This window comes from Bradyrhizobium sp. UFLA06-24, from assembly GCF_054967145.1.
Window position 1 is genome coordinate 18,830 of the sequence record NZ_JADFUE010000024.1, and the last position, 25,106, is coordinate 43,935.

19 protein-coding genes are annotated in these 25,106 nt (G+C 65.5%); 10 read left to right on the plus strand and 9 right to left on the minus strand.

The genetic code is table 11. The features are described 5' to 3' along the window. The first annotated feature begins 71 nt into the window (after positions 1 to 71). The 3 genes from IF809_RS20260 to IF809_RS20270 all read left to right on the plus strand — a co-directional run bounded on the left by IF809_RS20260 (position 72) and on the right by IF809_RS20270 (position 5,368). The gene (locus tag IF809_RS20260) at positions 72 to 545 is read left to right on the plus strand and encodes a biliverdin-producing heme oxygenase (RefSeq protein WP_347339906.1); all 474 of its coding nucleotides are present in this window, start codon (positions 72 to 74) and stop codon (positions 543 to 545) included. After that, positions 542 to 3,085 carry an HWE histidine kinase domain-containing protein gene (locus tag IF809_RS20265; protein WP_128967834.1) on the plus strand — a complete coding sequence of 848 codons (2,544 nt, stop codon included), beginning with the start codon at positions 542 to 544 and terminating at the stop codon, positions 3,083 to 3,085. Before IF809_RS20260 ends, IF809_RS20265 begins: the two co-directional genes overlap by 4 nt. A 273-nt stretch (positions 3,086 to 3,358) precedes the next feature. Further along, positions 3,359 to 5,368 (plus strand): HAMP domain-containing methyl-accepting chemotaxis protein, encoded by a 2,010-nt coding sequence (locus IF809_RS20270; protein ID WP_128967833.1) that lies wholly within the window; start codon positions 3,359 to 3,361, stop codon positions 5,366 to 5,368. A gap of 52 nt (positions 5,369 to 5,420) precedes the next feature. Here the strand turns inward: IF809_RS20270 and IF809_RS20275 are convergent, their stop codons facing one another. Continuing rightward, positions 5,421 to 6,101: a glutathione S-transferase family protein gene (locus IF809_RS20275; protein ID WP_128967832.1), complete on the minus strand. Its 681-nt coding sequence runs from the start codon at positions 6,099 to 6,101 to the stop codon at positions 5,421 to 5,423. Positions 6,102 to 6,250: 149 nt separating this feature from the next. Further along, entirely contained in the window at positions 6,251 to 7,381 is a 1,131-nt protein-coding gene (locus tag IF809_RS20280) for a site-specific DNA-methyltransferase (protein WP_128967831.1), read from the minus strand. A gap of 404 nt (positions 7,382 to 7,785) precedes the next feature. Between IF809_RS20280 and ypfJ the strand changes: the two genes are divergently transcribed. Beyond that, positions 7,786 to 8,730, plus strand: a complete 945-nt coding sequence (gene ypfJ / locus IF809_RS20285) for a KPN_02809 family neutral zinc metallopeptidase (protein ID WP_462838303.1) — start codon at positions 7,786 to 7,788, stop codon at positions 8,728 to 8,730. A 204-nt stretch (positions 8,731 to 8,934) separates the two neighbouring features. Next, positions 8,935 to 9,495 (plus strand): molybdenum cofactor biosynthesis protein B, encoded by a 561-nt coding sequence (moaB, locus tag IF809_RS20290; RefSeq protein WP_128967829.1) that lies wholly within the window; start codon positions 8,935 to 8,937, stop codon positions 9,493 to 9,495. Between the two features lie 239 nt (positions 9,496 to 9,734). Here the strand turns inward: moaB and IF809_RS20295 are convergent, their stop codons facing one another. Together IF809_RS20295 and IF809_RS20300 are read right to left on the minus strand one after the other, a co-directional pair. Further along, complete coding sequence (locus IF809_RS20295) at positions 9,735 to 10,664, minus strand: bifunctional helix-turn-helix transcriptional regulator/GNAT family N-acetyltransferase (protein WP_462838304.1); 930 nt, start codon at positions 10,662 to 10,664, stop codon at positions 9,735 to 9,737. Between the two features lie 66 nt (positions 10,665 to 10,730). Beyond that, positions 10,731 to 11,306, minus strand: coding sequence for a glycosyltransferase family protein (locus IF809_RS20300; protein WP_128967827.1), 576 nt, complete (start codon positions 11,304 to 11,306; stop codon positions 10,731 to 10,733). 330 nt (positions 11,307 to 11,636) lie between these two features. Between IF809_RS20300 and IF809_RS20305 the strand changes: the two genes are divergently transcribed. Next, positions 11,637 to 12,476: an RMD1 family protein gene (locus IF809_RS20305; protein ID WP_462838305.1), complete on the plus strand. Its 840-nt coding sequence runs from the start codon at positions 11,637 to 11,639 to the stop codon at positions 12,474 to 12,476. Here IF809_RS20305 and IF809_RS20310 read toward each other — a convergent pair. The 4 genes from IF809_RS20310 to IF809_RS20325 all read right to left on the minus strand — a co-directional run bounded on the left by IF809_RS20310 (position 12,470) and on the right by IF809_RS20325 (position 19,717). Then, positions 12,470 to 14,083, minus strand: coding sequence for a PEP/pyruvate-binding domain-containing protein (locus tag IF809_RS20310; protein ID WP_462838306.1), 1,614 nt, complete (start codon positions 14,081 to 14,083; stop codon positions 12,470 to 12,472). The genes IF809_RS20305 and IF809_RS20310 overlap by 7 nt on opposite strands. 10 nt (positions 14,084 to 14,093) lie before the next feature. Continuing rightward, a complete protein-coding gene (locus tag IF809_RS20315) occupies positions 14,094 to 16,022 on the minus strand; it encodes a hypothetical protein (protein WP_462838307.1) in 1,929 nt (642 codons plus the stop codon). 82 nt (positions 16,023 to 16,104) lie between these two features. Next, on the minus strand, positions 16,105 to 17,295 hold the full coding sequence (locus IF809_RS20320; RefSeq protein WP_453992523.1) for an acetate/propionate family kinase: 1,191 nt from the start codon (positions 17,293 to 17,295) through the stop codon (positions 16,105 to 16,107). A 7-nt stretch (positions 17,296 to 17,302) separates the two neighbouring features. Then, the gene (locus tag IF809_RS20325) at positions 17,303 to 19,717 is read right to left on the minus strand and encodes a phosphoketolase family protein (protein WP_462838308.1); all 2,415 of its coding nucleotides are present in this window, start codon (positions 19,715 to 19,717) and stop codon (positions 17,303 to 17,305) included. 210 nt (positions 19,718 to 19,927) lie between these two features. On the opposite strand from IF809_RS20325, the gene IF809_RS20330 reads away from it, so the two are divergent. From IF809_RS20330 to IF809_RS20345, 4 genes are all read left to right on the plus strand, one after another. Then, a complete protein-coding gene (locus IF809_RS20330) occupies positions 19,928 to 21,103 on the plus strand; it encodes a PA0069 family radical SAM protein (RefSeq protein ID WP_453992519.1) in 1,176 nt (391 codons plus the stop codon). 25 nt (positions 21,104 to 21,128) lie between these two features. Next, positions 21,129 to 21,584, plus strand: coding sequence for a VOC family protein (locus IF809_RS20335; RefSeq protein WP_462838309.1), 456 nt, complete (start codon positions 21,129 to 21,131; stop codon positions 21,582 to 21,584). A 72-nt stretch (positions 21,585 to 21,656) separates the two neighbouring features. After that, positions 21,657 to 22,439 (plus strand): ribonuclease HII, encoded by a 783-nt coding sequence (locus IF809_RS20340; protein WP_453992517.1) that lies wholly within the window; start codon positions 21,657 to 21,659, stop codon positions 22,437 to 22,439. Between the two features lie 99 nt (positions 22,440 to 22,538). After that, complete coding sequence (locus tag IF809_RS20345) at positions 22,539 to 24,047, plus strand: glycosyltransferase family 39 protein (protein WP_453992515.1); 1,509 nt, start codon at positions 22,539 to 22,541, stop codon at positions 24,045 to 24,047. Positions 24,048 to 24,169: 122 nt separating this feature from the next. Here the strand turns inward: IF809_RS20345 and IF809_RS20350 are convergent, their stop codons facing one another. Then, positions 24,170 to 24,976 carry a uracil-DNA glycosylase gene (locus IF809_RS20350; protein ID WP_128967817.1) on the minus strand — a complete coding sequence of 269 codons (807 nt, stop codon included), beginning with the start codon at positions 24,974 to 24,976 and terminating at the stop codon, positions 24,170 to 24,172. Positions 24,977 to 25,106: the final 130 nt, after the last annotated feature.

Here is a 25,106-nt window from a genome sequence, read left to right on the forward strand (position 1 = left end):
GCAACTTTCCCGGACTCCGCGAACGATTGAGAGATGCCACTGCGACCGCACATCGGGAGCTCGATGCTCGGATGTCCGCCTTCGATCTCACCCTCTCGTCTGGCTACCGTCGTTTCCTTCAGGCCAGCGCGGGCGCGCTGTTGCCGCTCGAAGCGGCGCTTGTGGATGCGGGCGTCGCCAAAATGTTTTCGGACTGGCCGGAGCGTACGCGTAGTGCCGCGATCGCGGCCGATCTCGATCAGCTTGGCGGGACTGCGCACGCCACTGTCTCGGTGCGGCCACTGACGGCCAGCGGGATCATCGGCACAATGTACGTGCTGGAAGGCTCTCGCCTCGGTGCCAAATTTTTGTTGAAGGCGGTCGCAGCTGCGGCGGATCCGCGCATCCGCGAGGCCACGGCGTATCTCAGCCACGGGAACGGTAAGCGACTGTGGCAGAGCTTCCTGTCGAAGCTTGCCTGCGAGGAGTCCTGCGACGAGGGCGAGGCGATCGAGGCCGCGCGCAGCGCCTTTGCGGCTTTCGAGCGGGCGGTAGATCGCTCATGAACGAGACGGTCAATCTCACCAATTGCGATCGCGAGCCGATCCACATTCCAGGGAGTGTGCAGCCGTTCGGATTCCTGCTGGCGCTGCTGTCGGATTTCACGATCTGCATGATCTCGGACAATGCCGGCGAGTTTCTGGGCGGCGACGTTACCGACTTCTTGCAACGGCCGCTTGCCGAGGTCTTCTGCGCTGCCGCGATCGACACTGTCCGCCGCCGCGTCGACCAGCTAGGCGGGCCCGACTCGACCGAGCGTGTTTTTGGCGTCGAGATCCAGCTCGGCAGGCCGCTCTACGATCTCGCGATCCATTTCTCGGGCGCCTATCTCGTCGTGGAGGCCGAGCCCAGCGTCATCGAGCCCGGCGTCAATTCCGGCGAACTGGTGCGGCGGATGTTGGAACGCATCCGCAAAGCCCGCGGCACGACGGAGCTTGCCCGCGAGGCTGCGCGTCAGCTGAAGGTGCTGACCGGCTTCGATCGCGTCATGGTCTATCAGTTTCATCCCGATGGTTCGGGCGAGGTGATAGCGGAAGCGGCAGAAGCGGGGCTCGAACAATTTCTGGGCCTGCACTACCCAGCGTCCGACATCCCGAAACAGGCCCGTGTCCTCTATCAGCGCAATTGGCTACGTATCATTGCCGACATCAACGCAAAGCCCGCTGCGCTGCTTTCGACGGCCGCACATAATGCCGGTCTGCTCGATCTTTCCATGAGCGTGCTGCGCTCTGTGTCGCCGATCCATATCGAGTATTTGCGCAATATGGGCGTCGCCGCCTCGATGTCGGTGTCGATCCTGCGCGACGGCAAGCTATGGGGGCTGTTCGCCTGCCATCACTATTCACCACGCTACATTTCGTTCGACAAACGTACCGCCTCCGAACTGTTCGGGCAGATGTTCTCCTGGATCGTCGAGGGACGCGAGCGCGAGGACGATGCGGCTTACGAGGCCAATGCCCATAAGATACAGGAACGGTTGATCGAGATCGCGGCGACGCACGAGCACAGTCGGCGGGCGATCGTCGATTTTGTCGGTGATTACCGGAAGATGATCGCCTGCGATGGTGTGGCGGTCTGGTCCGACAACGCGGTCACACTCCACGGCGAGACACCCACGCAGGAGGAGGTGAAGGATCTCGTCGCCTTCATCAACAGAACCTCGCCGGGACGCATTTGCGCCAGCGCGGAGATCGCCAAGCTTTATGCGGCCGGCGAGGTGTTCCGCGACCGCGCCGCCGGCTTCCTCGCCATTCCGATCTCGAGGACCCCGCGCGACTGCCTGATCTTCTTCCGTCGCGAGGTGACGCGGTCCGTCAACTGGGCTGGCGCCCCCGAAAAAGTTTACGAGGAAGGACCGAACGGCTCGCGTTTGACCCCGCGCAAGAGCTTCGAGGTCTGGCAGCAGACGGTCGCGGGGCAGTCGAAACCATGGTCGGCGGCCGACATCCGCATCGCTGAAAGTCTGCGCGTCACGCTGCTGGAGGTGATCCTGCAATTGTCCGATCTTGCGGCGCGCGAGCGCCGCGGCGCGCAGGAGCGGCAGGAACTGATGATTGCCGAGCTCAATCATCGCGTCCGTAACATTCTGAGCCTCGTTCGCGCGCTGGTGGCGCAGAGCAAGGACACCGCCCGAAGCATCGACGAATTCGCCAACGTTCTCGGCGGCCGGATCCAGGCGCTGGCACGCGCCCACGACCAGATCACCAATCTGAACTGGGCGCCGGTGGCGTTACGTACGCTGCTCGAATCCGAGGCCGGCGCCTATCTCGGCTCACGCGCGGATCGGGTGAAGATCGCTGGCCCGGATGTCGCTCTCGATCCCAAGGCATTCGCGACGCTGGCGCTCGTCATCCACGAGATGATGACCAATTCGGCCAAATACGGCGCGCTCGCCGATTCCACTGGCCAAGTCGAGGTGGTGTGGCAGGTCGACCGAAGTTCGAGCCTCGAAATTGAGTGGAAGGAGAGCGGAGGCCCGCCGGTGCAGCCGCCGTCGCGCCGCGGCTTCGGCACTACGATCATCGAGCGCTCCGTCCCGTTCGACCTGAAGGGCGAAGCGGAAATCCGCTTCGACCTGCTCGGCGTCCAGGCGAGGTTCGTAATCCCGCCTAATTTCGTCGACCTGGTGCCGTCAATGGCGGGAGCCGCCATGCGTGTCGAGGAACAGCAGCCCGTCCGTCCGCGCATCTCGGACACGGCCTTGATCGTCGAGGACAATCTCATCATCGCCATGGCGGCGGAGGTCATCCTGCTCGATCTTGGGGCGCGACATGTCGAGACAGCGGCGAGCGTCGACCAGGCCTTGCGCGCGCTCGCGCGCACGCGTCCGAGCTTTGCGTTGCTCGACCTCAACCTTGGCAATGAGAGCAGCATCAGGGTGGCGCAGAAGTTGAAGGAGCTCGGTGTCCCCTTCATCTTTGCGACCGGCTATGGTGAGCGCGCGCCGATTCCACTCGATCTGGCCTCGGCACCGGTGGTGCAAAAACCTTACACCCTGGAAGTGGTCGAGAACGCCCTCGGCAAGCTACAGCAGGCGATAGCTTGAGTGTGATCGCCGGCACCTTCATTGCAGAGAGCTGCAAACGGCTGCGTGCCTTGCGCCAATGGTCTGCGCAACTGCCGATAATATCAGCAGAGCCTGCGGATACTTCGTAGAGCTCGCGCGAAGAATTTGAAGGTTCAATTAACGAGTGTCCCGCATTGTGTCGCGGTGCAGCGTGAGTCGTACAAAGTGCGAAGCGCGGCTGCCGGGGGCGGCGGCTACGACACCGGAATTGTGCGTCCGTCCGAATTCACATGCATCCGGGTGGACAGTGGAATGCCGAGCTTTCGTTTGCGGATCAGGGGCCGTCTCTATGCCGGCTTCATGACCTTGGTGGCGGTTGGACTGGTGATGGCGGTGGTCGCCGTCTGGAATTTGCGGTCCGTGCAGGACCAGGTCGCACAGCAATCCACGCTCTCGGACAGCACGGCGCGGGTGCTGGAGATTTCGACCGATCTCCAGGCCATCCAGCGCGCCAATCTGCGTTACATCTATGACGCCGACGAAGCCGCGATGAAGGAGGCGTCGGAGCGCGAGGCCGCGGCGACCGAGCTGCTGCAGGTCGGCGCCAAGGGCACGATCTCCGAGGAACGGCGCAGGCTCTACAACGGTCTGATCGCCGACATCGCAAGAATGCGAAGCCTCCGCGACAATCTCGGCGATGCGGTCAATGAAGCGCGAACCGGCAAGGCGACGTTGTTGCCGAGCGGCGACGAATTGACCGCCAAGGTGGCCAAACTGGTCGATGTCGCGCGCGCGGCTGTCGACGAGGACACCGCGTCCCTCGTGGCGGACCTCGAATCCAGGCTGCTTTTCGTCCAGATCGCCAATTGGCGCTTCCTGGCCCTGCGCGACACCAAGGGTCCGGCCAATTTCAGAACGAATGTGGACAGGGCGATGCAGCGGCTTTCGGCGCTCGAAAAGAGCCCGCAGGCGACCGAGTTGCGTGCGACGCTCGCGCCGGTGAAGAGCTCGCTCGGCATCTACAAATCGGCGTTCGAGACCACGTCGGCCGCGATGCTCCAGGCCGACGAGATCTACCACAAGAGTCTCGCGCCGCTGATCGTCGACAGCATTGCCAAGCTCAAGGTTGCCGAGACCACGCTGAAAAGCGACTACAAGAGCTCGCGCAGCCGGGCCGAAGCCGTGATTGACGGCACGACCTCGGTGCAGGAGATCGCGGGCGGGCTGGCCACCCTGTTCGGATTGATCGTTGCCTTCCTGATCGCGCGCAGCATCGTCGGGCCGCTGACCGCGATGACGCGCGCGATGGGGCGGCTCGCCGGCGGCGATCTCGCAATCGAGATCCCCGGGCGCGGCAAGGCCGACGAGATCGGCGACATGGCCAAGGCCATCGAGGTGTTCAAGACCAACATGATCGACACCGAGCGCCTGCGCCGGGAGCAGACCGAGACCGAGGCGCGGCAAGCCGAGGACCGCAAGAAGGACATGGTCCGGCTCGCCGATCAGTTCGAGCAGACGGTCGGCGAGATCGTCGACACCGTGTCGTCGGCCTCGAGCGAACTCGAGGCCTCCGCCGGCACGCTGACCGCCACCGCGACACGGGCCCAGGATCTGTCGACGGAAGTCGCCTCCGCCTCGCAGGAAGCGACCACCAACGTCCAGGCCGTGGCGTCTGCTACCGAACAGCTATCCTCCTCGGTGAGCGAGATCGCGCGTCAGGTTCAGGAATCCGCCCGCATCGCCAGCGAAGCCGTCGGGCAGGTGAGCAAGACCAATGCACGCGTCGGCGAGCTCTCCAAGGCGGCCGCGCGCATCGGCGACGTGGTCGAGCTGATCAGCACGATTGCCGGCCAGACCAACCTGTTGGCGCTGAACGCAACGATCGAGGCGGCGCGTGCGGGCGAAGCAGGCCGCGGCTTTGCCGTGGTCGCCACCGAGGTCAAGGCACTGGCCGAGCAGACCGCAAAAGCCACCGGCGAGATCGCCCAGCAGGTCTCGGGCATCCAGGCCGCGACGGAAGAGTCGGTCGGCTCCATCAGGGAGATCAGCGGCACCATCGAGCGGCTGTCGGAGATTTCCTCCACGGTCGCCGCCGCCGTGGAACAGCAGGGCGCCGCCACGCAGGAAATCTCGCGCAACGTCCAGCAGGCCGCGCACGGCACCCGCCGCGTCTCGACCAACATCGAAGACGTGCAGCGCGGCGCCTCGGAAACCGGCTCGGCGTCTTCGCAGGTGCTGTCGGCGGCGCGCTCGCTGTCTTCGGACAGCAGCCGGCTAAAACTCGAGGTGGCGAAATTCCTCGACTCGGTCCACGCCGCCTGAAAGCAAAAGACCACGCGCATGCGCGTGGCCTTTCGTTTACGGCGAAGTGAGATCAGGCCACTTTCGTCGTCATGTGCCTGAACATGTTGGCGCGCGCCTCGTCGTCCATCTCGGCCTTGAAGGTGAACTTGTCCTTCAATGCGATCGCGCGGGCGGCGGCCGGCCGCGCCGAGATCTCGTCCACCAGACGCTTGACGTTCGGATAGCGGGCGAAGGCGTCGTCGCCGAGCTTGAACGGCACCATCCGCGCCCAGCCCCACAGCGCCATGTCGACGATCGAATAGGCATCGCCGACCATGTAACGGCGATCTTTGAGGTGACCGTCGAGAATCTTGTAGTGGCGATCGGTCTCGTACTGATAGCGATTATGAGCGTAATCGTGGTTCTGGTCCTTCGGCGCAAAATGCTTGAAGTGCACGGCCTGACCCGAATACGGCCCGACGCCCGACGCGACGAACATCAGCCAGGACAGCAGCTCGGCGCGGTTGGCGGGAAGGAACTTGCCGGTCTTCTCGGCGAGGTAGAGCAGGATGGCGTTGCTGTCGAACACGATGGTGCCGCCATCGTCGATCGCCGGCACCTTGGCGTTCGGATTGATCTTCAGATAGTCCGGTGCGAACTGCTCGCCCTTGCGGGTGTCGACCTTCACCGGCTCGTAAGGCAGGCCGGCTTCCTCGAGGAACAGCGCGACCTTGGTCGGGTTCGGCGATCCGTTGAAATAGAATTTGAGCATCTGGCATTTCCCCAGTTCTTGTGGTCACGGGCGCCTTCTCATGCCCGAACCCAGTCAGGGGATGCAACCGGCGAGATTGCCGTGCGGTATCTGCGCGCTACGCAGACCGGCCAGCGTAACAAAGGCCGGTCGCCGCCGTAAGGCCGTCGCTATTCCGCCGCCATGCCGGCGCGGATCTCGGCGCGGAGCTCGTCGATCAGCTTGAGGCCCTTCTTGGTCTCGACGTGCCAGAACGTCCAGCCGTTGCAGGCCTGCGCGCCTTGCGCCACCGCGCCGATGCGGTGGATCGAGCCGACCTTGTCGCCGAACATGATGGCGCCGTCGGCACGGACCAGCGCGCCAAGCTTCTTCTTGGCGTCGAACAGTTTGCTGCCGGGCATGATCATGCCGCGCTCGATCAGCTCGGAGAACGCCACGCGCGGCGCTTCGCGCGCGGTCATGAACGGGGCGAGGCTCTCTTCCGGCAGCGGCTCGACCGCGGCGATGCGCGCCTCGGCCGCCTTGGCGTAGGTCTTGTCGCGTTCGAAGCCGATATAGGAGCGGCCGAGACGCTTGGCGACGGCGCCGGTGGTGCCGGTGCCGTTGAAGGGATCGATCACGAGATCGCCGGGCTTCGACGACGACAGCAGCACGCGCGCGAGCAGCCCTTCGGGCTTCTGCGTCGGATGCACTTTCTTGCCGTCGGCGCCCTTGAGGCGCTCCTCGCCGGTGCACAGCGGGATCAGCCAGTCGGACCGTGCCTGCACGTCCTCGTTGGCGGCCTTCAGCGCCTCGTAGTTGAAGGTGTAGCCCTTCGCCTTCTCGTCCCGCGCGGCCCAGATCATGGTCTCGTGCGCGTTGGTGAAGCGGCGGCCGCGGAAGTTCGGCATCGGGTTGGTCTTGCGCCAGACGATGTCGTTCAGGAGCCAGAAGCCGAGGTCCTGCATGATCGCGCCGACGCGGAAGATGTTGTGATACGAGCCGATCACCCAGATCGTCGCCGACGGCTTCATGGCACGGCGCGCGGCCAGCAGCCAGGCGCGGGTGAAATCGTCATAGGCGGAAAATGAATCGAACTTGTCCCAGTCGTCGTTGACGGCATCGACGTGGGACTCGTCGGGGCGCTTGAGGTCGCCCTTGAGCTGAAGATTGTAGGGCGGATCTGCGAACACCAGATCGACGCTACCGGGCTGAAGCCTCGACATCTCGGCGACGCAATCGCCGACGATGATGCTGTGCGAAGCAGACTCGAAATTTGTGCGGGGCGCCTTTGCAGACGCCCCGCGACGCGACACTACCATGACTCAAGAACTCTGACTCAGGCGACGCTGTCGGCGACGCGGGACCAAACAACCGACTGACCGTTACAATGAAGCGGCAAAGTAAAAATCGACTTAACCCGCTGCTTGCGCGAGCGAGACCTGCATCGCATTGCGCGAGCCGGTGGTCGCTTGCATCTGCCGTGTTTTGCAGCGTATTTCGCGCGTCATCGCGCTGCGGCGGCCTCGCGGCGGTCGAATTTCTCTCGGAAAAAAATGCATGGCCCCCGGAAAAAATTGCTGATGCGGGCGCGCTGTCGCACTAGGCAATTTTTGCCGGCCACGATATTGATAAAGGCAACGGAAATTTTACGTATGTGGCGCGTTGAGCTCCGGCGCTCCTGCACCGCCCAATTGACGCCATGAAGACTTGAGGGAAGCCGACCATGCGCTACGATGATTTCCGCCGCAGCGACGATATCGAGGATCGTCGCGACGAGGGCGGCGGAGGATTTGGCGGCGGCGGAGGCGGCGGGTTCGGCTTGCCGATGGGCGGCGGCGGGCTCGGCATCGGCACCATCATCGTGCTCGGCCTGATCGGCTATGCCTTCGGCATCGATCCACGCCTCCTGATCGGCGGCGCCGAGATTCTCTCCGGCGGCGGCCAGGCGCCGAGCTACCAGAGCGACCGTCCGTCGCCCCAGGCCAAGCGCGGTGCGCCCAGCGACGAAATGGGCAGCATGATATCGGGCATCCTTGGCGAGATCGACGATCGCTGGAGCGAGATCTTCCAGGCCTCGGGCCAGTCCTACACCGGCCCGAAGGTCGTGCTGTTCCGCAATGTCACCAATGGCGGCCGCTGCGGCCGGGCCGAGTCGGCGATGGGGCCGTTCTACTGCCCGCCGGACCGTACCATCTTCCTCGACACCTCGTTCTTCCGCGAGGTCGAGACGCGCTTCCACGGCTGCGCCGGCAAGTCGGCGTGCAACTTCACCACCGCCTATATCATCGCGCATGAGGCCGGCCATCATATCCAGAACCTGCTCGGCATCATCCCGAAGGTGACGCAGAAGCAGCAGCAGGCCGGCAGCAAGGCCGAGGCCAATGCGCTCCAGGTCAAGGTCGAATTGCAGGCCGACTGCCTATCCGGCATCTGGGTCAATCGCGAGGCGAAGAAGCGGCCGAACTTCCTCGAGGCCGGCGACATCGACGCGGCCCTGAGCACGGCCAGCGCCATCGGCGACGATACGCTGCAGCGTCAGGCGACCGGGCGCGTCGTGCCCGACTCCTTCACCCACGGCTCGGCCGCGCAGCGCAAGCAATGGTTCATGACGGGCTATCAGCAGGGCACGCTGCAGGCCTGCAACACGTTCGGCGGCGGCGGGCCGTAGCGGTCTTGTGCCTCGGATGCAGTGGCGTCATCCTGAGGTGCTCGCCTCTTCGGCGAGCCTCGAAGGATGGCGGAGCCCGCGGCCCATCCTTCGAGGCTTGCCGTGCAGTGCGGTTGCACCGCACGGCGCGCACCTCTCCGGCGAACGCAAATGCGTTCGTCCGGGGATGACGGTGGTGAGTGTGGGAGCAGGAGTTAAGTCGTAATGTCCATCGACGAATCCAAACAGTTCATCCCGCTCAACATCGCGGTGCTCACCGTCTCCGACACGCGCGCGCTTGCCGATGACAAGTCCGGCCAGACCCTCGCCGATCGTCTCCTAGCTGCGGGCCATCATCTCGCCGCGCGCGAGATCGTCACCGACGACGTCGAGGCGATCCGCGCCGTCGTCCGCCGCTGGATTGCGGATGCCGGCGTCGACGTCGTCATCACCACCGGCGGCACCGGCTTCACGGGGCGCGACGTTACGCCGGAGGCGATCGAGCCCTTGTTCGAAAAGCGCATGGACGGTTTCTCGATCGCCTTTCACATGCTGAGCCACGCCAAGATCGGAACATCGACGATCCAGAGCCGCGCCACCGCGGGCGTTGCGGGGGCGACCTACATCTTCTGTCTGCCCGGCTCACCCGGCGCCTGCCGCGACGGCTGGGACGGCATCCTCAAGGCCCAGCTCGACTACCGCACGCGCCCCTGCAATTTCGTCGAGATCATGCCGCGCCTGGACGAGCATCTGCGACGGCCGAAAGCGCAGGGCGCGACGGCGTAGCTTCTTTTTCCCTTCCCCTTGTGGAAGGTGGCATAGGCGGCCTTCGGCCGCCGTACTTAACAAACGCCGAAGCGAAGCTTCGGCTATGGCGCCGGATGAGGGGTATCGATCCGCGTGCGCAGTATCGTAGGGTGGGCAAAGCGAAGCGTGCCCACGATTTTTGTCGATTGCGTGAGATCGTGGGCACGGCGCTCATGCGCCTTTGCCCACCCTACGATTCCTGACGTGCGGCGCCATAGTCACAGATCCCGCTCCCAGGTCTCGCCGATCAGATCCTGCCCGAAGCTGTGATGCGGCTTCGCCGCGACCAGCTCGAAGCCGGCGGCTTTGTAGATGCCGCGGGCGGCCACCAGGATGCTCTGCGTCCATAGCGTCATCCGCCTGTAGCCCCTCTGGCGCGCGCCCTCGATGCATTGCTGCACCAGCGCGCGGCCGACACCCAGGCCGCGTGCTTTCTTCTCCACCTGCAACAGGCGGAGCTTGGCGATCTCGTCCGTGGCCTTGACCAGGAAGATCGAGCCGACCGGCTCGCCGCCGACTTCCGCGATCCAGCAGTGCTCGCGGGCGGCGTCATAGCTCTTGATGAACTGTGCGCAGATCTCGGCGACCAGCGCCTCGTAGCTGATGTCCCAGCCGTAGTCCGCGGCATAGGCGGCGGCTTGCTTGGAGATGACCCAGCCCATGTCACCGACGCGATGGCTGCGCAGCACCACGGCAGCGCGCCGGCTCGGTCGCTGCTCGAGCACGTCCTCGATGGTCGCCATGGCCTGCGTGAGCCGCGCTGCCTCGCCGGCCGGAAGCTGCGCCAGCATGGCGGCGACCTCGGTTTGCGAGCCCAGGTTCAGCTTGGCGAAGGCCTGGCGGCCTTTGGCGGTGAGGCTGAGCTGGTGTTGTCTGCGGTCAGCGGGCAGGGGCTTGCGCGTGATCAGCCCCTTTTCGTCGAAGCTCTGGACGATGCGGCTGAGATATCCGGGGTCGAGGCCAAGCTCGTTTCCGATCTCTTTTGCCGAAACGTCGTCGCGATGGGCGAGCTCGTAGAGCACGCGGGCCTCGCTGAGCGAGAACGGGCTCTTGCCGAGGTGCTGGTCGAGCACACCGAGCTTGCGGGTATAGAAGCGGTTGAAGGCGCGGATCGCGGCGATCTGGTCGTCGGCACCGTTGTCGTACATGGCGTGTCACCTCAATACTTGCCATTGTCAAACAATCAATTGACTTTGGCAAGTATATCGTGCGCTTCAGCCCACCATGACGATCCGGCTGCGCAGCAGCGTCCGGGAGGAGCGACCAAGCCGCCTGAGCAGCCGCGCCTCGGAACGTCGGGCCTCGGGCGGGTAGCCGCCGATCCGGTCGTAATGATCACGTGCGATCAAAAGCCCCTGATCGCCGAGAGGACCGACCAGTTTGCGCACCACGGACCACAGGACATCCTGGAAGCTGGTGTCGGCATAAGGCGAGCGGGCGTAACGGAATACGGCCGCACGATCCTTGCCGCTGGCTGCGACGGCCTGGATGAACTGGGTGGTCTCTTCGATCCAGCCGGTTTCCAGCACCGCGCCGGCCGGGAGGAACATCAGCCAGGGGGAGCGGGCCTGGAGTGCGCCTGCGGCGAGCGCCGCGCCTTGCGAAGATCCCTCGTAGCCGATGAAACGGCATCCGGCGACATCCGCGACGCGCTCGATGACGCCGTTGCGGGTGCCGTCGACCAGCAGAACTTCCTTGATGATGCCCGCTGCGGCGCCGGGTACCAGTGCGGCCAGAGTTGCGACCGCGGTCTGCTCGACCCCTTCGGTCGGTATGATGACACTCAGCATGATGGAGACTTCGATGTCCGCACTTCGAGAGAAACGCAACTCGTCATGACGTTGTCATAAACACGCGACGCTGCCGAGCGCAACTTTTCGGCCCGCGTGCCGGCGTGCGTTGGTGAATCGCCGCGAGCACATTCGGCCGAAAATGTCGCTTCGTGGCGGGACTGTTGCCGAATGTTTCAGCGAATCTCGCTGTCGTGGGCTTCAAACCGGGCCTTTCTCTGCCGATATGTGAGGACGGCACCTTCCGCAAGGCTATGTCAGCAATCTGACACGGACCTTGCGGCGAGGAAATACGCGTGATTGCGAGTGCGCCGAGCGAGATGTCTCCTGATGAATGCCGATCAACTTCCCGTTGCCATGACGTCCACATCGCCCAAGCCGGAGGCCCCGCCGACCTTGCGGATCCGCGCCGTGATGCTGGGCGAGCGCATCAACGCGTCGAACCTCGAACTCGGCACGCTGGTGTCCTCGACGCCCGCTGCCTTTCGCGTCCATGCCGGTCTCGCCGTGGTTTTCCGCTACGGAGTCGTGGTGCTGATCGGCCTCCTTCCCTCGGAGGAGAAGGTGGTGCTCGACAGCCTGAAATCACGCGTCACCGGCGAGTTCAGCCCCTATGAGGAGGAGACCGCACAGGCGCAGCTTTGCCTCGACGAAAACGCGGAGACGATCCAGCCCGGCGGGCCGATCTGCGTGTCGAAATTTTCCGACGAACGGCTGCTGCTGATCGCCGATGCGCTCGCCAAGAGCACGTCGTTGGCGCGCGACGAGCGGCGCGTTGCCGCGGTCTTCGACGTCATCGAGCCCTTTGCGCGGGAGCTTGCCGAAAAAGGCCGTACGTCGCGGCGGCGCAAGGGCATCCTGCAGCTCATCGGCAATGCGCTGCTCGTGCAGCAGCGCGTCGCCGGCCGCGTCGCCGTCGCCGAGAAGCCCGATGCGCTCTGGGAGAAGCCTCAGCTCGACCGGCTCTATGCGCGACTGGAAGACGAGTATGAGCTGACCGAGCGCCTGGACACGCTCGAGCGCAAGCTCAAGGTCATTTCCGAGACGGCCGATGCACTGACCGACATCATCGACACCCAGCGCTCGCTGCGGCTCGAGATCGCGGTGGTGGTGCTGATCGTGATCGAAGTCGCGATCGGGTGCTTCCAGATTTTCGCCGGGATTCACTGAGACGCGCCGGCGCATTCCGACCGGCGGCCGCAGGACTGCGACCGCCATTCCGCGATTTCGGCGAGCTCGGCTTCCGGCCGCGTCTCTGTCGTCTGGCAGCGGCCGAGATAGATCTGCCCGGCGTCGCCCTCGATCGTAACCCAGTCGCCTTCACACAGCGTTATCTCGCCGAGCCGGGCGCTCCGCGTCCCGGTGTCGATCTTCAGTTCGCCGCAGCCGACCACGCAGGGCTTGCCCATCTGCCGCGCCACCAGCGCGGCATGCGAGGTGCGGGCGCCGACCGCCGTGACGATACCGGCCGCCACCGCAAAGCCCGCGACGTCGGCGGTGCTGGTGTCGGGGCGCAGCAGGATGACCGGCTCGCCTGCTGCCGCAAGCCGCTTGGCGCCTTCGGAATCGAATGCCGCACGGCCGATCCCGATGCCGCCGGAGGCGCCGATGCCGGACGCTGCCGGCGTACCTGCGGAAACCAGGGAGATATCGACGAGCGAAGCGAGATCGATGCCGGAGAGACGCGCCAGCGCTTCGTCCTTTGCGATCAATCCCTCGCGCACAAGGTCGATGGCGATCCTCGCCGCGGCGCGCGGTGTCCGCTTGGCCGCACGGGTCTGCAGCATCCACAGCTTGCCATCCTCGACCGTGAACTCGACGTCCTGCACGTCGCCGAATTCGCGTTCGAGCCGATCCAGAACCACGCCGAGCTCGTTCCGGATCGTCGGCAGCACGCGGGCGACCGCGTCCTCGCTATCGGGCGTGCGGCGGCCGGACACCACGTCCTCGCCCTGCGCGTCCAGCACGAGATCGATCATCGCGCGGGGCGCGCCGGTCGATGGATCGCGCGAGAACGCCACGCCCGCGCCGGAGGCAAGTCCGCCATTGCCGAACACCATCGCCTGCACCGTGACGGCGGTGCCGAGAAGGTCGTCGAGCTGCTGCAGCTTGCGATAGGTCTGCGCCCGCTCGCTCGTCCAGGACTGATAGACGGCCCGCGCGGCAGCCTCGAGCTGGGCGACCGCGTCCTCGAGCCAACCGTCGGCACGATCCTCGACCAGCGCTTGCTCCGCGGCGGCGAGCCGTTCCAGTGCTTCGCCATCCAGCTCCCGGTCGTTGGCGACGCCTTCGGCATCGACCAGCTCGGCGATGCGCGCGGCGAAGGCAGCAGGATCGAGCCCGAGCACGGTCTCGCCAAAACTCTCCAGGAAACGCCTCCGGCAATCCCAAGCGAGCCGTGGCCGGCCCGTCGCCCGGATCAGGCCGTGCGCGGCATCCAACGTGCAGCCGACGTCGAGAACGGTGTCGAGCATGCCCGGCATCGATCGCGCCGCGCCTGACCGAACCGACACCAGAAGCGGCCGCCTGCGATCGCCGAAGCGCTTGCCGGTCGCGCCTTCCAGGAAGGCGAGGCCCTCCTTCAGGCCCTCGCGCAGATGTTGCGCGGCGTGGGCACGGCCGGAAACGATGTCGGCGCAGAGCTTGATCGGCAGCACGAACGCCGGTGGCACCGGCAGGCCGAGCGCCGCCATTCGGGCAAGGTTTGCGGCCTTGGCGCCGATCTCCTCGGCAGGCCGCAATTCGGTCGCCCCAGCGCCGATACGCACGATGTGCATGGTGATGTCCTCAGGCTGCGAGATCGATCATGATGTGACGGCGCAACAGATGGCCGAAGGCGGCGAAGCGGTCGGTGGCGCGTTCCATCGCCCGTGCCAGCTCGAGCACCGAAAGCGAGGTTGCCACATCGTAGCCGCCGCGGAAGACCAGCGTGGTCGTGGCCCGCTCCTTGGTGTCCGCCGCATGTTCGGCGTCGATCAGGCGCGTCACCGCGGCCAGTGCGTCTTCGGAATCGATCCGCCGTCCCTCCGGCACGTCGATCGCAGCAGCGACACCGTTCGCCGCGGTTTCGGCCGCGGTCGCGGCCACCGCGCAAAGCTCGGCCAGCGACGCCAGCAGCGCCGGATCGGTCCGCGCGGGGAGCAGTGAGGCGACGAAAGCCGCCTGTTCGAGTTCGTCGATGGCCTCCTCGGCCCGGCCGATCAATTGGCCGATCACGGGCCGGGCATCGAGACGGTCGACCTCGTTGCGGCTCTCCAATGCGATGCGGTCGGCCTTCTGCTCGATCGCGGCGCAACGTCCTGCCAGCAGCGTGCCGTCGGCGGGCTGGCCGGTCCTGAGAGCTGCGATATGGCGTGCAATGGCGGTGACGAGATCGTGAGCCAATCCGACCTGGCGCAGCACGGCCGCAAGCAGCGCCCCGTCGACGCGATCGAGGTGCCGCACGAGATCGGCTTCGATCTGGTCACGCACGGTTCTCACGGAGCGGCCTGCAAGCAACGCCTCGGTGGAGGCGCGCAGCGCCGCCTTGAGGAAGTCGATCGCGGCGGATCGGCCGAGCGCCTGGTCGAGCCGCTCGCCGAAGCCGATCCGCGAGGGCGCGGCGTTGCGGACTGCGGATCCCAGTAGTTCATTGCCGCCGAGTTCGAGGAAGCCGCGATGGCCGATCCGGTGCCGCGCCGCCCATTCCAGGATGCGCGCCGCGTCGTCCTTGGCGACCCAGGTCCGCAGCAGCTTGCGCGCCTTGTTCCAGTCGATCAGGAAAACCAGCGCAGCACCGACTGCCGCAAGGAATTCGTTGCGATCCGCAGCATGCTTGGCCTGAAACTGGCCGGTGACGAGATAGAACGAATTGTCTTCGCCGAGACCGGCCGCGGTATGACGGTCGAGCCCGCTCCAGGTCGCTTCGAACCCGTCGAACAGAGAGATGAAGAACTCCGCCCGCGCCAGGTGCACGTCGGTGTAGGTGACGGTGACCGCGTGCTTCTTGACGGCGATCACCACGACATGTGCGTCGGTGGTGCCGATGTCGTTCTGAATCAGCAGCCGACCGCCGGAGCGCGTGGCCATCGTATCGAGGCCGGGATGGTTGAACTTCAGTCCGCGGGTTTGATTGAGCCCTTTCATGAAGGCCTCCACCGCGCTGCGATCTTCTCCATGCAGACCGAACACATGGGCTCCGTCGAGCACTTCCTCGGAGCAGCTCGCGGCCAGCACATTGAGCTTCTTGTGCAGATCCATGACCATCCGATGCAGGCTGTCGCCGGTCGAGTCCGTCACGCCGGTCAGACGCGCGATGCGGGCGAGCTCGATCTCGCTGGTGGCGTCGAGCAGGCCGGCTCCGCAGATCGTATCCAGCCGTGTCGTCACCTTTCTGCCTTCATCGGGAGCGCCAGCGACGACCGCGCGGATCATGGCCCCGGCGTCGTCCTGAATCTCCTTCATCAGCTTCGCGAGGTTCGGCGCCGCAACCCGATCCTGGCCAACCATATGCGCGCCGCCGATCAGCGTCGCGATCGCGGCAGGCGCGATGCCCGCAGTCTGACTCTCGACGCTGAGATCGCTCGCGGGCCGGTCGGGCTCCCGTGCATGGTGGGCCGCGGCCTGGAGGGCGCTCATGCGCACCTTGATGCGGTCGTTGGCGGCGAGCCCTTCTGCCACCAGGGTAGGCAGCAGAATGCCGCCCTGTCCGAGTTCTTCGATGATCTGGGTCTTCATGATGTGTCCGCACAACGTTCGGTGCGTGCATCATGCCGCCGGGCGGCGGCGCTGGCGTTGCGCCAGATCATTCATGTTTCCGTCACAAACGCTCGCGGTCGCGCAGCATGCTGGCGCAGTGGCGAGCGATTGTGATCTCTTCGTTGGTAGGGATGACGAACACTGCGACTGCGCTGTCCGCTGCGTAGATGCGCTCACACGCCGCCTCGTTCGCAGTCTGATCGATGCGCACGCCGAGCCAGCCGAGGCGTTCGCCGATCTCGCTGCGGATGTCCTTGGCATGCTCGCCAATGCCACCGGTGAAGACGAGGCAGTCGAGGCCGCCCAGCGTGTTCGCCATCACCGCGATCTCCTGCGCCGCACGAAACGTGAAGAGATCGACCGCCTCGCGTGCGGCAGCCTCGCGGCTCGCCAGGAGTGTGCGCATGTCGGCGGAGAGGCCGGAGACGCCGAGCAGGCCTGACTCGTGATAGAGCATGTGCTGCAAGTCCCCGTCCGACATGCGCTCGTGCTGGAGCAAATAGAGCAGCACGCCGGGATCGACGGTGCCGCAGCGCGTGCCCATCACGAGGCCGTCGAGCGGCGTCAGTCCCATCGTGGTGTCGACGCTGCGGCCTTCGTGCAAGGCGCACAGGCTCGCGCCATTGCCGAGATGGGCGATGACGGTGCGCCGGGCCGCAAGCTCCGGCGCGATGTGACTAAGCCGGCCCGCGACATATTCGAACGAGAGGCCGTGAAAGCCGTAACGGCGCAGACCGCGCGCCTCATAGCGCCGCGGAATGGCGAAGCGGCTCGCGGGCGGCGCGAGGCCGTGATGGAAGGCGGTATCGAAACAGGCGATCTGCGTCAGTGCGGGACGGAGTGCGCCAAGGGCGCGGACCGGTGCCAGGCAGCGCGGCTGGTGCAGCGGCGCCAGCGGCGTCAGTGCCTCAAGCCTGGCGGCGATGTCATCGGTCAGCACGACGGGGCCGGAATATTCGGCACCGCCGTGGACGATGCGGTGCCCCACCGCGCGCAAGCGGCCTTCGCCGAAACGGTCTTCGATGAAGCCGAGCACGTCGGCGAACAGATGACCGCCGTCGCCATCCGAGGCCTCCCGCTGCGCCTCGAACAGCATGTCGCCCGAGGGGCTCTTGGCCACAAGCCGCGGCTTCGCCTCGTGCTCGTCCAGCGCTCCGTTGCAAAGCAGGGCGGGCTCGGCCGTCGAGATGTCGAACAGGCCGAACTTGATGCTCGACGAGCCCGAGTTGAGAACGAGGACCGTGTCCGTCATGGCGCCGTCAATCGCCGGCTTCGGCCGGCGTGGTGCCGCCGGCGCTGTTCTGCCAGACCCATTGCTGGATTTCCGGCATGTCCTCGCCGTGCTCGCGCACGTAGCGCGAATGCTCGATCAGCTTGTCACGAAATTGCTGCTTCACATGCGCAGCCCTGGTCGCCAGATCGGGCACGCGTTCGATCGCCTCGATCGCGAGGTGATAGCGGTCGAGCTCGTTGAGCACGACCATGTCGAACGGCGTCGTCGTGGTGCCTTCCTCGGCAAAGCCGCGCACATGCATGCCGGCATGGTTGGTGCGATTATAGGTCAGACGATGGATGAGGTGGGGATAACCGTGATAGGCGAAGATCACTGGCTTGTCGCGCGTGAACAGCGAGTCGAAGTCGCGATCGCTCAGCCCGTGTGGATGCTGCTCCTTCGGTTGCAGCGTCATGAGGTCGACGACGTTGACGACGCGGATCTTCAGGTCCGGCAGCGCCTTGCGCAAGAGGTCGACGGCGGCGAGCGTCTCCAGCGTCGGCACGTCGCCGGCGCAGGCCATCACCACGTCGGGCTCGCCGCTCGTGTCCGCTGTGCCGGCCCAATTCCAGATGCCGATGCCCGCATCGCAATGCGTCGCGGCCTCCGGCATCGACAGCCATTGCGGCGCCGGCTGCTTGCCGGCGACGATGACGTTGATGCGGTTGTAGGTGCGCAGACAGTGGTCGGCGATCCACAGCAGCGTGTTGGCATCCGGCGGGAAGTAGATGCGGACGATGTCGGCCTTCTTGTTGGCGACGAGATCGACGAAGCCGGGGTCCTGATGGCTGAAGCCGTTATGGTCCTGGCGCCACACATGCGAGGTCAGGAGATAGTTGAGCGAGGCGATCGGTCGCCGCCATGGCAGATGCCGCGCCACCTTCAGCCATTTGGCATGCTGGTTGAACATGGAATCCACGATGTGGATGAAGGCCTCGTAGCAGGAGAAGAAGCCGTGCCGGCCGGTGAGCAGATAGCCCTCGAGCCAGCCCTGGCAGAGATGCTCGCTCAAGACCTCCATCACGCGGCCGTCCTGCGCGAGGTGGACGTCGTAGGGTTCGATCGGCTCCATCCAGACGCGTTCTGTGGCGTCGAACACCGCATCCAGCCGGTTTGACGCGGTCTCGTCCGGTCCCATGATGCGGAAATTTCGTTCCCCGGCGTTGAGCCGGATGACGTCGCGCAGGAATTTGCCGAGCTCGCGCGTCGCTTCTCCCGTCACAGAGCCTGGCTGCGGCACCTCGAGGGCAAATTTACGGAAGTCCGGCAGCTTCAGCTCCTTCTTCAGCAGGCCGCCATTGGCGTGGGGATTGGCGCCCATGCGCCTGTTGCCCTGGGGAGCGAGCGCCTGCAGCTCGGGAACGAGCGCGCCGTTCTTGTCGAACAGTTTTTCAGGCTCGTAGCTGCGCATCCAGTCCTCAAGGATCTTCAAATGCGCCGGCTCCTCGCGACAACTTGCGACCGGCACCTGATGCGCGCGCCAAAAGCCTTCGACTTTCTTGCCGTCGACTTCCTTCGGGCCGGTCCAGCCCTTCGGGCTGCGCAGAACGATCATCGGCCAGCGCGGCCGCTCGATCGTCTTGCGCCCGTCGCGGGCGTGCTGCTGGATCGAGCGGATGCTGGCGAGCGCGACGTCGAGCGCATCGGCCATGGCCCGGTGCATTACCTTGGGATCGTCGCCTTCGACGAACAGCGGCTCGTGGCCGAAGCCGCGGAAGAGCTCGCGGATCTCGCTGTCGGGCATCCGGCCGAGCACGGTCGGGTTGGCAATCTTGTAGCCGTTGAGGTGCAGGATCGGCAGCACCGCGCCGTCATGCGCCGAGTTCAGGAACTTGTTGGAGTGCCAGGACGCCGCGAGCGGGCCGGTCTCGGCCTCGCCGTCGCCGACGACGCAGGCGACGATGAGGTCGGGATTGTCGAGCGCCGCGCCGTAGGCGTGCACCAGCGCGTAGCCGAGCTCGCCGCCTTCGTGGATCGAGCCCGGCGTCTCCGGCGCCGCGTGGCTCGGAATGCCTCCAGGGAAGGAGAACTGCCTGAACAGCTTGCGCAATCCGTCCGTATCCCGCCCGATATCGGGGTAGATCTCGCTGTAGCTGCCTTCGAGATAAGTGTTGGCGACCATGCCGGGTCCGCCATGGCCGGGACCGCAGACATAGATGACGTTGAGATCCTGGGCGCGGATGGCGCGGTTGAGGTGGGCATAGATGAAGTTCAGCCCCGGCGTCGTGCCCCAATGACCGAGCAGCCGCGGCTTGATGTGCGCAGGGACCAACGGCTCGCGCAGGAGCGGATTGTCCAGAAGATAGATCTGTCCAACGGAGAGGTAGTTCGCCGCCCGCCAATAGCGATCAAGGAGATCGAGGTCGCTGCTTGCAGCGGCCGATTGTTGTTGAGATGTCATATTCCTGCCGACCTTCACCGGAGATCGTCACCAACCGAGTTCCGGCGAGATCGATCCTTTTCCCACATCAAACGGCATCGGGGTCACGCGGTGTTGCGTGAGGTCAAACCTCGACGCGTGAAGCTTGGGCAGCGCTACTGTGCATGGGGTTGTTTTCGCGTTTTCGATTCTTGTTCTTGATTTGTTCCTTTTGCGTGTTATCTTGCTTGCATGAGTCCAGCATCTTCTTCTGCTCTCAAGCACCCGCCGGTCACGGCGCCCTCCGAGCCGGCGGGTGCGCCTTCTGATTTCCCCGCCGATTTTCCAGAACTTGGTGTCGCCATCGACCGCGCACGCCGGCGAGGGCGGGGCGCCCAGTCCAATGCCAGTGGCCGTTATGAGGCCGAGGCGCGCGTCGCCTTCGACGACGGCTGGCAGAGCCTTGAGGAACTGCCGCCGTTCAAGACCAGTGTCGGTGTCGATACGTCGCGCAAGGTGATCACCCGCAACGATTCCCCCGACATCGGCTTCGATCGCTCGATCAATCCCTATCGCGGCTGCGAGCACGGCTGCGTCTATTGCTTCGCGCGGCCGACGCACGCCTATCTCGGCCTGTCGCCGGGGCTCGACTTCGAGGCAAAGCTGTTCGTGAAGCCCGAGGCGCCTGTTCTGCTCGAGAAGGAGCTCGCGGCATCGGGCTATGAGCCGCGGATGATCGCGATCGGCACCAACACCGATCCCTATCAGCCGATCGAGCGCGAGCGCAAAATCATGCGCGGCATTCTGGAGGTTCTGGAGCGCACCGGCCATCCCGTCGGCATCGTCACCAAATCCGCGCTGGTCACACGAGACATCGACATTCTCGCAGCGATGGCCAGGCGCAACCTTGCCAAGGTCGCGATTTCGGTGACCTCGCTCGATCCGAAGCTGGCGCGGACCATGGAGCCGAGGGCCTCGACGCCGCCGAAGCGACTGGAGGCGCTGAAGCAGCTCTCGGAGGCCGGCATTCCGACCACCGTGATGGTCGCGCCCGTGATCCCCGCGCTGAACGATTCCGAGATCGAGCGCATTCTCGATGCGGCCGCCCATGCCGGCGTCAAGGAAGCGTCCTACGTGCTGCTGCGGCTGCCGCTCGAGGTGCGCGATCTCTTCCGCGAATGGCTGATGGCGAACTATCCGGACCGCTACCGCCACGTTTTCACGCTGATCCGCGACATGCGCGGCGGTCGCGATTACGATTCGAAATGGGGTGAGCGGATGAAGGGCACCGGACCGATGGCCTGGACCATCGGCCGCCGCTTCGAGATCGCCTGCGACAGGCTCGGTCTCAACAAGCGCCGCTCGAAGCTGACAACGGATCACTTTGTGCGACCGAAGCAGAACGGCGAGCAGCTCAGCCTGTTCTGACAGACGAGGTCCCGCGAGGCGTGCGATGAGTAAGGAACTACCGGCCCCGGTGCCGCGACTGACGGTGATCACGCTCGGCGTCAGCGACATCCGCACCAGCATCGCCTTTTACGACGCGCTCGGCTTTTCACGCCGGCTGAAGGCGACAGGCGAGGCCGTCGCGTTCTACGACACCGGCGGTCCGCTGCTTGCCCTGTTTCACTGGGACCAGCTCGCTGCCGATGCCAGGCTGCCTCACAAGCCGAGGCCCACGACCTTCCGCGGCGTCACGGTGGCGTGGAACTGCGCCTCGCGCGAGGAGGTCGATGCGGTGCTGATGTTTGCGCTCAGCAAAGGCGCCATCCTGCTCAAGTCCGCGCATGAGACCGATTACGGCGGCTATTCCGGCTATTTCGCCGATCCCGACGGCCATCCCTGGGAGGTCGTGGTCGCGCCCGGCATCGAAGTCGGCGACGACAGGCGGGTGCATCTGGCGGACTGACGCTGATGAATAACGGGAATTGCGTGGGGTTCCCGGTTGCGCTGGCCGGGCGGCTTGCGCACGATCCCGGCCATGATTCGGGACAAATCCGCCAAGAAGCCGGCCAAGGACGCACCGGAGAAGGACGTCGCCAGGAAGGCCGCGCCGGCCAAGGCGAGCTTCCGCCGCGAGCGCGCGCTGATCAAGCGCGGCGTCTGGCCGATCGCGGGCTGCGACGAGGCCGGCCGCGGGCCGCTGGCCGGCCCGGTGGTGGCGGCCGCGGTGATTCTCGATCCCGACCGCATCCCGCGCGGCATCGATGATTCGAAACGGCTGACGGCGGAAGAACGCGAAAAGCTGTTCGACAAGATCTGCGCCACCGCCCAGGTCTCGGTCGCCATCGCTTCGCCCGCGCGCATCGACCGCGACAACATCCTGCGCGCCTCGCTGTGGGCGTTGAAGCGCGCGGTGCTCGCGCTGCCCGAAGCGCCCCGCCATGTCTTCGTCGACGGCCGCGATCGGCTCGACACGCCTTGCGACTGCGAGGCCGTGATCGGCGGTGACGGCATCGTGCTGTCGATCGCCGCCGCCTCCATCGTCGCCAAGGTGACGCGCGACCGGCTGATGTGCGCGCTGGCGCAGGACTGCCCGGGCTACGGCTTCGAGCAGCACAAGGGCTATGGCGTCCCGGAGCATCTCGACGCCCTCAATCGCCTCGGCCCCACCATCCACCACCGCAGCTTCTTCGCTCCGGTCGCCGCCGCCCGCGCCAAGCATATGCCCTGGACGGTCGAACCGGTGCGCGATCTGTTCGAGGTCGCCGACGTGGAGGTGGTTGAGACCGCAGTTGAAATCGACGTTTCAGCAGGTCTCTAGCGCAGACGGTCGTTGCCACGACGCGCAGCGCGCTTTATCAAAATAGTCTTGAGCGAATAGGGCCGGCTGGACGGGTTGGCTGCATCTTTCGGGCGTTGCATGCGGTTTACCTCCCTGGTCATCGAGCTCATTCGCGCCCGGCCGCGGCTGATCGTCTGGATCGCTGTGCTGCTCCAGGCAGCGATGTGGCTGCTGGTCGCTCTGTTGTTCTATCGCAGCCCGCCCGGCAGCCTTGCGACCCTGCTGGCCTTCGGCCGGGAATATCAGGTCGGCACTGATCTCGGCCCGCCGCTCTCGATCTGGCTCGCCGACATCGCCTATCGCGCTGCGGGCGGCCACATGTTCGGCGTCTACGTGCTCGCTGAGCTCTGCGAGATCGCGACCTTCGTCGCGCTCTACCACCTGGCGCGCGCGGTGGTCGGCACGCAGCAGGCGGTGCTCGCCGTGCTCTTGACCATGACGGTGCTGGCCTTCTCCTCGTCCGCGCTCGATTTTGGTCCCCTGGTGCTGGCGCGGCCGCTCTGGACGCTGTTGCTGCTGCATTCCTGGCAGATCATCGGACAGCGCCGCGGCAATGCCTGGTTCGCCTGGTCGATCGAAGCAGGCCTCTTGCTCCTGACCACGCCGGCCGCGATCTACCTGCTCGCGCTGCTTGTCATCTTCGCGCTCGCGACCGCGGGCGGCCGCCGGACCTTGCGCGCGCTCGATCCGCTGTTCGCGCTCATCGTCGTCGCCGTGCTGGCGCTGCCTTATGCCGTCTGGCTGATGCGCGCCGAGACCCTCGTGCTGCCGGCGCTGCCGCAATTTGCCAACCTCAGCGCGCGCGCGATCCACGCCGCCTGGCTGTTCGGCGGGCTTGCGCTCGGAGCCGTGGCGGTTCCGGTGCTGGGTTTCCTCAACACGCCCCTGTTCGCCGGTAAGGGCGAGGAGGCGCCGATCATCTACCGGCCGCCGGTCGAGCCGCTCGCGCGCAACTTCGTCTATTTCTTTGCGCTGGCGCCTGAACTCGGGGCGGTCCTGATATCAGGCGTGTTCGGATTCGACGCCGTCATCGGCGGCCCGGGCGTCCTGCTGCTCATGTCGGGCCTTGCCATGGTTGTCGTATCAGGCGATCTCATCGCGATGCGTCGGGCACGGATGCTGCGGACCGTGTGGCTCGCGGCCATTGTCGCACCCGCCCTCGGCGTCGTGCTGGCTGTGCTGTTCCTACCCTGGACGGGTGCCGGCGAGATCGCGACCTCGATGCCGGCGCGCGCGATCTCGGATTTCTTCGACGAGAGCTTTGCCCGCCGCACCAACCATCGCCTGCGCGCGGTCGCCGGCGAAACCCAGCTCGCGAGCCTGATCGCGCTGCATTCCGGCCGGCCGCATCTGTTCATCGATGCTGATCCTGGACGCACGCCGTGGATGTCACAGGCCAAATTCGGCGAGAGCGGCGGCGTGGTGGTCTGGCGTGCCTCCGATACCGCCGGGACTCCGCCCCCCGAAATCCTCGCGCGCTTTCCCGGCATTGTGCCGGAAGTGCCGCGCGCCTTCGAATGGCTGGTGACCGGGCGCCAGGGATTATTGCGCATCGGCTGGGCGATCGTGCGGCCAAAGGGGACTTAGCGAACTGTCTCCGCAGTCATTGCGAGGAGCCCTTGCGATGAAGCGATCCACACTGTCTCAGCGGAGGGATTCTGGATTGCTTCGCTGCGCTCGCAATGACCGGGAGAGAGATTTCCGCCGCCTCACGCCCCCGCCAATGCCCTCGCGATCGCCCGCAGATCCTGCCAGGCTAGACGCTTGTAGGACGGCGAACGCAAGAGATAGGCCGGGTGGAACGTCGGCAGTGCGCGGATGGTGCGTTGGCCGGTCTCGTAGTCGAACCAGCGGCCGCGCGTGCGCATGATGCCTTCGCGGGTGGACAGCAGCGTCTGCGTCGAGGGATTGCCGAGCGTTACCAGCACGTCGGGATTCACCAATTCGATATGGCGCTGGATGAACGGCAGGCAGATTTGTGTCTCCTGCGGCGTCGGCGTGCGATTGCCCGGCGGCCGCCAAGGGATGACGTTGGTGATGTAGGCCGTGGTACGATTGAGCCCGATCGCACCAATCATCAGGTCGAGCAGCTTTCCGCTGCGCCCGACGAAAGGCAGCCCCTCGATGTCCTCGTCGCGGCCGGGCGCCTCGCCGACGAACATGATGCGCGCCTGCGGATTGCCGTCCGCGAACACCAGCCGCGTCGCGGTGTGTTTCAGCGCGCAGCCTTCGAAGTTCTGCATGAGTTCGCGAAGCGCCTCGAGCGTAGGCGCGGTGCGCGCGGCCTCGCGTGCCGAGGCAATCGCGACGTCGGGGGCCGGAGCGGCCTCGCCACGGATCACCGCAGGCGCGGCGACAGGGCGCGGTGCCTCGACCGGCGCTACGCGAGGTGCCGGCGGCGGGGCGTCTAATTCCGCCAGGCGGTCGATCGGTTCCTCGGCGAGCGCGCAGTCGACACCGGCCTCCAGATAGAAGGCGAGAAGCTCTCGGACAGTGGGTGCGGGCTCGGGGATCATCGGAAAGTCAGACTATTAGTTCATCTTAAGGCGCCTTGCATCCCAGCGGAACGCATTTCCGTGGTTGTCCTACCCGGAAAAATCGGAAACAAGGGGGCGCAAATGACGAGGAACCGTCTCAAGGGCTGAG